This is a genomic window from Acidovorax sp. HMWF018, from assembly GCF_003061035.1.
Lineage (GTDB): Bacteria > Pseudomonadota > Gammaproteobacteria > Burkholderiales > Burkholderiaceae_C > Acidovorax > Acidovorax delafieldii.
On sequence record NZ_QAIM01000349.1, the window covers coordinates 1 to 8489 of the forward strand.

Consider the following 8489-nt stretch of genomic DNA (forward strand, 5'->3'; position numbering starts at 1 on the left):
GCCACAGCCTGCGCCCCCCGCCGCTGACCTGCCCGCGCCGCCCGCCCAGGCAGAAGCACCACCCTCCGCACCCGCCGTGCCTACCATGGGCGTATTGCTGGAGCGGCAGCCCGAGCCAGCCCCTTCTGACAGCGCCACCGAGCCCAGCTCCGTGGAGCGCATGGCCGGCATCGTGGCCCTGCTGGTCATGGCCCTGGTGGCGATGGCGGGTGCCGCGTGGCAGGCGCGCCGTCCGTCCTCGCTGTCTTCCCCGTTGCAACCCGCCGGCGTGTGATGCCTGGCCTCTCTGAAAGAATCGACACCATGCAGATCGAAACCCCGCCCACCGAAAAACGCTACGAAAAACCCGAGGGCGAACGCCGGGGCCTTGTCATCGTCAACACCGGCGACGGCAAGGGCAAAAGCACGGCCGCCTTTGGCCTGGCGCTGCGCGCCCATGGCCGGGGCAAGGCCGTGAAGATCTTCCAGTTCATGAAAGTGCCCACGGCGCGCTTTGGCGAGCACCGCATGTTCGAGCAGATCGGCCTGCCCATCGAAGGCCTGGGCGACGGCTTCAGCTGGAAGAGCAAGGACCTGGAGCACTCGGCCCAGCTTGCGCGCGACGGCTGGGAAAAGGCGCGCGCCGCCATCCTGTCGGGCGCGCATTTTCTGGTGGTGCTGGACGAGATCACCTACCCGCTGATCTACGGCTGGCTGCCGCTCGACGGCGTGTTGCAGACCCTGCGCGATCGGCCCAAGGACGTGCACGTGTGCCTCACCGGCCGCCGCTGCCCCCCCGAGATCATCGAGCTGGCCGACACCGTGACCGAGATGCAGCTGATCAAGCACGCGTTCAAGGCGGGCATTCCCGCGCAGCGCGGCATCGAAGACTGAGCCACTGTGTCCGAGCACTGGTCCTTGCTACTGCTCCCTGGCCTGGGCTGGCCTGCGGCCGCGGTGTGGATGGGCGTGCCGCTGCTGGCACTGGCCATTGACTGGTGGTTGGGGGAGCCGCCCGCCCGCTGGCACCCGGTGGTGTGGATGGGCACGGCCTTGCACTGGGGGGGCGAGCGGGTGGCCCCGCTGACGCCTGTGGTACAGGACTTTCGGCGTTTTTGGCTGGGGGCGCTAGTGTGGATTGCCTTGGCTGCTATTGTTTTGATAGTTTCCTGGTGGTTGCAGCACTTGGCGTTGACGCTGATCGGCTGGCTTGCCCTCGGCATGCTGGCGCTGCTGCTCAAGCCCCTGCTGGCCTGGCGCATGCTGCACGACGAGGTGCTGGCAGTGGAGGTGGCGCTGGGCCAGTCGCTGCCCGCCGGGCGCGCGCAACTGGCCCGGCTGGTGAGCCGGGACGTGAGCGCTCTCACCGCCGTGCAGGTGCGCGAGTCGGCCATCGAGTCGCTGGCCGAGAACCTCAACGATTCCGTGGTGGCGCCGCTGTTCTGGTTTGCGCTGCTGGGTCTGCCGGGGGCCGCGCTGTACCGCATGGCCAATACGGCCGACGCCATGTGGGGCTACCCCGGCATGCGCAGCGGGCGCTACTGGCAATGGGCGGGCAAGTGGGCGGCGCGGGCGGACGATGTGCTGTCGTGGGTGCCGGCCCGCATCACCGCCTTGTTGCTGGCGGTGGTCGCCAGGGGACTGCCGTTTTCCACGCTGGCCCGCCAGGCTCGCAAGACGCCATCGCCCAACAGCGGCTGGCCAATGGCGGCCATGGCACTGGCGTTGAACGTGCGCCTGGCCAAGCCCGGGGTGTACACGCTGCACAGCAAGGGCCGCCGGGCGGGGCCGCTCGATACGCGGCGCGCTGCACGCCTGGGCACGCAGGTGGTGCTGGCCATGGTGCCCGTGGTGGCGGGCCTGCAGTTGCTGGTGCTGGTGGTGTTTGCTTGGGCGCATGCATGAGCTCGCCGCGTCGTTTCTCTGCGCCCACGCCGTTGCACGGTGGCCCGGACGCCGCTGGCGTTCCGGTGTTTGATTTCTCGACCAACAGCAACGCCTGCGGGCCATGCCCTGAGGCGCTGCACGCCGTGCAGGCGGCCGACGCCACGCGCTACCCCGACCCGGCCTACACGGCGCTGCGCGAGGCCCTGGGTGCCTTCCACGGTGTATCGCCAGGGCGCATCGTGCTGGCGGCCAGTGCCAGCGAGTTCATCCACCGCATCACCGCGCTGGCCGCACAGCAGGGCGCGGTGCAGGTGGCCGTGCCGCCACACAGCTATGGCGACTATGCCCAGGCCGCGCAGGTGCGCGGGCTGGAGGTGCTGCGGGGCGGCGGCGCCTCAGCGGCCCTGCAATGGGCGTGCGAGCCCTCGAGCCCTCTGGGTGTGGAAGATCCCTCGTTGCGCGGTTGGCGACAAAGCGATGCCGACGTTGCCTGGCGTGTGCTCGACTGCGCGTATGTCCCCCTGCGGCTCGGCGCGGAGGGCGCATGGGCTGGCGCGCCGTCGCCGCTCATGCCCTCGGCCTGCTGGCAGCTCTGGACCCCCAACAAGGCCCTGGGGCTGACGGGTGTACGTGCCGCTTATGCGATTGCGCCGCCAGACTGTGAAGAGCAGGCGCTGGGGCTAACGGCCCTGGCGTCTTCCTGGCCTGTGGGCGCCCACGGCGTGGCACTGCTGCAGGCGTGGACGCAGGCCACCGTGCAGCAATGGCTGGTGCACAGCCTGCGTACTCTGGGCGATTGGAAGGCGCGCCAGTTGGCCTTGTGCACCGACCTGGGCTGGGCTGTGCACGCGGGCAGCCTGGCCAACTATTTCTGCGTGCAGCCTGCTACCCACACGTTGCAGAGCGATCTGGCTGCGCTGCGCGCCAGTGGCATCAAGCTGCGCGATGCGGCGTCGTTCGGCCTGCCCGGCACCGTGCGCCTGGGGGTGTTGTCGCCCGCCGCACAAGATGCGCTGCGGGCCGCATGGCAGGCCGTCTTGGGCCCTGCGGGCCGTACCATCCCGCATTCCATCGGATCGAGGGAGACCTTGTGAGAACCATCACCGTCAATCGCTACGTCACGCCGCTGCGTGAAGGTGGCTCCATGCCTGCCATCGTCGAGGGCGACGACCTGGGCACCTACGTGCTCAAGTTCCGTGGCGCAGGGCAGGGCGTGCGCGCACTGCTGGCCGAGATCATTGCGGGCGGCATCGCCCGTGCGCTGGGCCTGCCCGTGCCCGAGATCGTGCTGGCCCAGCTCGACCCCGCCCTGGCGCAGACCGAGCCCGATCCCGAAATCCAGGACCTGGTGCGCGCCAGCGGTGGCCTGAACGTGGGGCTGGATTACCTGTCGGGCGCGCTCAATTTCGACCCGGCTGTGGATGTGGTGTCGGATGATTTTGCCTCGCGCCTCGTGTGGTTCGATGCCTTGGTGGGCAATGTGGACCGCACTGCGCGCAACACCAATCTGCTGATGTGGCACCGCCAGCCCTGGCTCATCGACCACGGTGCGGCACTGACCTTTCACCATGCCTGGAACGGCACGGTGGCCTTGCCCGCCAAACCTTTTGCGCCCATTGCCGACCATGTGCTGCTGGCCCGGGCCACGCTGCTCGCGCAGGTGGATGCCGAGCTGGCCGCACGCCTCACGCCCGAGGTGGTGGCGGGCATCCTGGCCGAGGTGCCCGACGAGTTTTTGGTGCTGGCCGGTGCAGATCACGAAGAAGGCCTGCTGACCGCTGCCCTTACCCACCGCCAGGCCTATGTGGACTACTTCTGCGCCCGCCTGGCCGGGCGCGCCACCTGGGTGAATGCACTGAAGGAGGCCGCCGATGCACGTGCCTGAGGTGTATGACTACGCCATCGTGCGCGTGGTGCCGCGCGTGGAGCGCGAAGAGTTCATCAACGCGGGCGTGATCCTGTCGTGCCAGCGCACCGGCTTTCTCCGGGCTGCCATCGCGCTCGATGAAGCGCGCCTGCTGGCCATGGACCCGCACGCCGACATCGATACCGTGCGCCGCCATCTGGCCGCCATCGTGGCCATCTGTGCGGGCGACGAAGGCTGTGGCCCCATTGCGCGCCTGCCGTACCGCCAGCGCTTTCACTGGCTCACCGCCAAACGCAGCGCCATCATCCAGACCTCTCCCGTGCACACGGGCCGCTGCACCGATGCGGCTGCAGCACTTGAACACATCATGGACCGCATGGTCCGCCCACTGCCTTGACTGAAAACTCTGCTCCCCAATTGGCCCGTTGTGTGATGGTGCTTGGCACCACCAGCGGCGCGGGCAAAAGCTGGCTCACCACGGCGCTGTGCCGCTACTACAGCAACCAGGGTCTGAAGGTTGCTCCGTTCAAGGCACAGAACATGAGCAACAACGCACGTGTGGTGTCGGGCCCTGCGGGTGTGATGGGTGAAATCGGCAGCGCCCAGTATTTCCAGGCCCTGGCTGCGCGTGCCGAGCCTGAGGTGCGCATGAACCCGCTGCTGCTCAAGCCCGAGGCCGACACGCACAGCCAGGTCGTGCTGATGGGGCAGGTGAGTGCCGAGCTCACCGCCATGCCCTGGCGCGGCCGCAGCGAAAAGGTGTGGCCGCAGATCGCCGCAGCGCTGGATGCACTGCGCGCCGAGAACGACGTGGTGGTGATCGAGGGCGCCGGTTCGCCCGCAGAGATCAACCTGCACGCGAGCGACATCGTGAACATGCGCGTGGCCCGCCATGCCGATGCTCGCTGCCTGCTGGTGACCGACATCGACCGGGGCGGCGCGTTCGCCCACCTGTACGGCACCTGGGCACTGTTGCCCGAGGACGAGCGCGCGCTGATCCAAGGCTTTGTGCTTAACAAGTTTCGCGGCGATGCCAGCCTGCTGGCGCCTGCGCCGCAGATGCTGCAAGACCTCACGGGTGTGCCCACCGTGGCCACCATCCCCATGCAATGGCGCCATGGCCTGCCCGAGGAGGACGGCGTGTTTGATGACCGCACCTTGTCAGCGGGCGCGGTCCACACCACCGTGGCCGTCATCGCCTACCCGCGCATCAGCAACCTCGACGAGTTCCAGCCGCTCAAGAACGTGCCCGGCGTGCGCCTGATCTGGGCGCGCAGCCCGGCCGACCTGGCGGGCCTCAAGCCCACCGACTGGGTGGTGCTGCCGGGCTCCAAGTCCACCGCTGCCGACCTGGCCTGGCTGCGCGCGCAAGGGCTTGACCAGGCCATTGCCCATCACGCGGGGCAGGGCGGCACGGTGCTGGGCGTGTGTGGCGGCCTGCAGATGCTGGGCGAGGCATTGATCGACACCGCAGGCATCGACGGCAATGCGCCGGGCCTGGGCCTGCTGCCCCTGGTCACCACCTTCGAGGTCGCCAAGACCGTGCAGCGCACGCAGGCGCAGTGTGGTGTGGTGCAGGGCGCCTGGGCTGCACTCGCAGGCGTGTCCGTCATGGGCTACGAAATCCACCACGGCCAGACCGCCCAGCACCCGGCCATGGCTGCCAAGGGCGATGTGGCGCGCGAGGTCATCCCCGGCATCGCCTGGCAGAACCCGGCGGGCAATGTGCTGGGCGTGTACCTGCACGGCTTGTTTGAGGATGCTGCGGTGCTGCACGCGCTGTTTGGCGCGCAGGTGCCCACGCTGGACAGTGTGTTTGACGGACTCGCAGGCTTCCTGGGCAACAGCTTCACACCGGGCGTGCTGGATGCGCTGGTAGCGCCTTAGCGTGCCGGATACCGTGGCGCCATTCAGCCCCTCACACCCGTTCGCAGTGGCAGGCGAGGGTGGTGTACGGAAAGCGCACGGTGTCCTGCCCGCGCAGCGCGGGGTGTCGGGCTATCAAAGCCTCGATCTGGGCACGCACCGCAGCGCGTTCAGCATCTGGCAGGGCCGCGATGAAACTGATCGACATGAATCGGTCCACGATGACCTGCTGGGGTGGCCCCACATGCTCGTGGGTCAGCCGGGTCTCGACCAATGGGCCGAAACCGGGGTGTGGAAAGGGTTTGCGCCAGTCGCCCTTGTAGAAGCGCGGGGCATCGCCCTCGTAGGGCGTGATGATGGTGGTGAGCTCCGCCACCCAGTCCACCGACTCATCGCGCACATTCCACACCAGTCCCAGCTTGCCGCCCGGCCGCAGCAGGCGGTGGAATTCGTCCAGGGCTTCGCGGGTGGCAAACCAGTGGAAGGCCTGTGCACAGACCACGGCATCCAGCGTGCCGGACGGCAGTGGAATGGCCTGTGCCGTGCCCGCCACGGCGCGCACCGTGGGCAGTTGCAAGGCTTCGATCTTGGCGCGCATGGCGTCCACGGGCTCCACGCCCACCACCGTGGCCCCGGTGGTTGCGAGCAGCGCGGTGAATTTGCCGGTGCCCGCGCCCACATCGGCCACCTCGCGACCGGGGCCCAGTCCCAACGTCTGTGCCAGCCAGGCCGACAGCGCCGCCGGGTAGTCCGGCCTGCCGCGCGCGTAGGCCTGCGCTTCTTTTTCAAAACCCTGCTGTGCCGCTTTGTGCACGGCGTTCTTTGTGTTCTCCATCACCATGACCTCACCTTTCGTACTTCCATCCGTTGCTGACCTGCATGATGCCGCGTTGGCCAGCCGCCTGCAGCACGTCATTGACCACAAGACCAAGCCCTTGGGCTCGCTGGGCCTGCTGGAGCGCCTGGCGCTGCGCCTGGGCGTGATCCTGGGCACCGAATCCCCCGCGCTGCATGCTCCCCAGATGCTGGTGTGCGCCGGCGACCATGGCCTGGCCGCGCGGGGTGTCTCGGCGTTCCCGAGCGATGTGACCTGGCAGATGGTGGAGAACTTTCTGGCGGGTGGCGCGGCCGTGAGTGTGCTCGCGCGCCAGCATGGCCTGGGCCTCACGGTGGTGGACTGTGGTGTGGCCAAGCCCATTGCTGCGCGCGATGCAGCGCCCGGCCAGCCGCGCTTGTTGCTGCGCAAGGTGGCACCCGGCACGCAGGATGCCTCCGTCGGCCCGGCGATGAGTGCCGAGCAATGTGCCCAGGCGCTGGCCAACGGGGTGGAGGTGGTGCGTGCCCTGCCAGGCAACGCCTTGCTGCTGGGCGAGATGGGGATTGCCAACACCTCGGTGGCATCACTGCTGCTGGCGCGCCTTGCGGGGCTGCCGCTGGCCGAGGTGACGGGCGCGGGCACGGGGCTGGATGCTGCGGGCATCGAACGCAAGCGCGCCGTGCTGCAGCAGGCGCTGGATGCCAATGCGGGCGCCACCAGACCGCTGGAGGCCCTGGCTGCCCTGGGTGGCTACGAGGTGGCCACGCTGGTGGGCGCAGTGCTGCAGGCAGCGGCCGAGCGGCGCGTGATTGTGGTGGACGGCTTCATCACCAGCGCGGCCGTGCTAGTGGCCAGCCGCATCGCGCCGCAGGTGCTGCAGCGCTGCGTGTTTGCCCACCGTTCGGGCGAACGGGGCCACAGCCTGATGCTGGCGCAGATGCAGGCAGAGCCTCTGCTGGACCTGGGCTTGCGCCTGGGCGAGGGTTCGGGCGCGGCGCTGGCCTGGCCGTTGCTGCAATCGGCCTGCGCCGTGCTGCGCGAGATGGCGAGTTTTGAATCGGCTGGCGTGGCGACGCAGACGGCCTGAGCCGCCCTGCTTGGGCAGGCTCTAGCCCACCACGGTCTGGTTGCGGCCTTCTTCCTTGGCGCGGTACAGCGCGGCGTCGGCGCGGGAGAGCATCGCGTCCAGGGTCTCGTGTGACCCGCTCCAGCTGGTCAGCCCGATGCTCACCTCGCAGTCCAGCGGGTGCCCCGAGGCCAGCGTGGCGTGGATGCGCTGGGCCACGGCCAGGGCCGCTTGCGCGTCGGCTCCCGGCAGCAGCACCAGAAATTCCTCGCCCCCGTAGCGACCCAGGCGGTCGGCGCGGCGCAGCACCTGGCGGGTGCGCTCGGCAAAGTGCACCAACACCGCATCGCCGTGCTGGTGGCCGCGTGTGTCGTTCACCGCCTTGAAGTTGTCCAGGTCCACCATCATGATGGACGGACCGCCGCCGTAGCGCTGCGCGCGCTCCAGCTCGTCCTCGCAGCGCTGCAGCAAGGCACGGCGGTTGAGGGTTTGGGTCAGCGAGTCATAGGTGGCCAGGTGCTCCAGCTCGGTGCGCAAGCGGTCTGTGGCCATCAGCACCGCGCCGATGGACAACATGAGCACGGTGAGCGCATAGGCACCGATGTACAGGGTCTGGAACAGCGAGGGCTCCATCAGGTCGTTGCCCGCGTGCCCAGCCAGGATCGAACCCAGCCTGACCCCCAGTACCAGCATGTGCAGGCCCAGCATCACCTCCACCAGCCGCACCGGGAAGTTGCGCCCCCCGTGGCGCAGCATGAAGCGCAGTTGCGCGGCGTACAACGCCCCCATCACCACGGTGAAAAACCCCACCCGCACGGCATAGTTGGGCCACCCGTAGGTCAGCCAGGCAAACACCACCGTGGTGCCTGCCATCACCCAGTTCCAGGCGCGCCAGGTGGCGGGCTGGCCCATGAACTGGCGGGTGCCCATGTAATAAGTGACCGAGCCCAGCACCAGCAGCTGGTTGGCCAGCACCAGGCCCAGCCAGTCGGGGATGGCGCCACGCG

General features: G+C 68.7%; 9 protein-coding genes and 1 pseudogene. 8 read left to right on the forward strand and 2 right to left on the reverse strand.

The window, feature by feature from the left end; all coding sequences use genetic code 11:
* The 7 genes and pseudogenes from DBR23_RS13310 to DBR23_RS13340 all read left to right on the forward strand — a co-directional run.
* Positions 1–274 (forward strand): annotated as a pseudogene (locus tag DBR23_RS13310) (hypothetical protein); the annotation flags it as partial.
* A 29-nt stretch (positions 275–303) separates the two neighbouring features.
* Positions 304–873 carry a cob(I)yrinic acid a,c-diamide adenosyltransferase gene (gene cobO / locus DBR23_RS13315; RefSeq protein WP_056064339.1) on the forward strand — a complete coding sequence of 190 codons (570 nt, stop codon included), beginning with the start codon at positions 304–306 and terminating at the stop codon, positions 871–873.
* Positions 874–942: 69 nt separating this feature from the next.
* A complete protein-coding gene (cbiB, locus tag DBR23_RS13320) occupies positions 943–1884 on the forward strand; it encodes an adenosylcobinamide-phosphate synthase CbiB (protein WP_108498579.1) in 942 nt (313 codons plus the stop codon).
* On the forward strand, positions 1881–2960 hold the full coding sequence (locus DBR23_RS13325; RefSeq protein ID WP_099730644.1) for an aminotransferase class I/II-fold pyridoxal phosphate-dependent enzyme: 1080 nt from the start codon (positions 1881–1883) through the stop codon (positions 2958–2960). Before cbiB ends, DBR23_RS13325 begins: the two co-directional genes overlap by 4 nt.
* Positions 2957–3751 (forward strand): HipA family kinase, encoded by a 795-nt coding sequence (locus DBR23_RS13330; protein ID WP_108498574.1) that lies wholly within the window; start codon positions 2957–2959, stop codon positions 3749–3751. The genes DBR23_RS13325 and DBR23_RS13330 overlap by 4 nt, the downstream gene beginning before the upstream one ends.
* The gene (locus tag DBR23_RS13335; protein WP_099730642.1) at positions 3738–4130 is read left to right on the forward strand and encodes a DUF3037 domain-containing protein; all 393 of its coding nucleotides are present in this window, start codon (positions 3738–3740) and stop codon (positions 4128–4130) included. Before DBR23_RS13330 ends, DBR23_RS13335 begins: the two co-directional genes overlap by 14 nt.
* A gap of 35 nt (positions 4131–4165) precedes the next feature.
* Positions 4166–5620, forward strand: coding sequence for a cobyric acid synthase (locus DBR23_RS13340; protein ID WP_108498575.1), 1455 nt, complete (start codon positions 4166–4168; stop codon positions 5618–5620).
* A gap of 31 nt (positions 5621–5651) precedes the next feature.
* Here DBR23_RS13340 and DBR23_RS13345 read toward each other — a convergent pair whose 3' ends face one another.
* On the reverse strand, positions 5652–6440 hold the full coding sequence (locus tag DBR23_RS13345) for a class I SAM-dependent methyltransferase (protein WP_108498576.1): 789 nt from the start codon (positions 6438–6440) through the stop codon (positions 5652–5654).
* On the opposite strand from DBR23_RS13345, the gene cobT reads away from it, so the two are divergent.
* The gene (cobT, locus tag DBR23_RS13350; RefSeq protein WP_108498577.1) at positions 6439–7503 is read left to right on the forward strand and encodes a nicotinate-nucleotide--dimethylbenzimidazole phosphoribosyltransferase; all 1065 of its coding nucleotides are present in this window, start codon (positions 6439–6441) and stop codon (positions 7501–7503) included. The genes DBR23_RS13345 and cobT overlap by 2 nt on opposite strands.
* 21 nt (positions 7504–7524) lie before the next feature.
* Here cobT and DBR23_RS13355 read toward each other — a convergent pair.
* On the reverse strand, positions 7525–8489 hold a 965-nt coding region (locus tag DBR23_RS13355; RefSeq protein ID WP_108498578.1), incomplete at its 5' end, for a GGDEF domain-containing protein.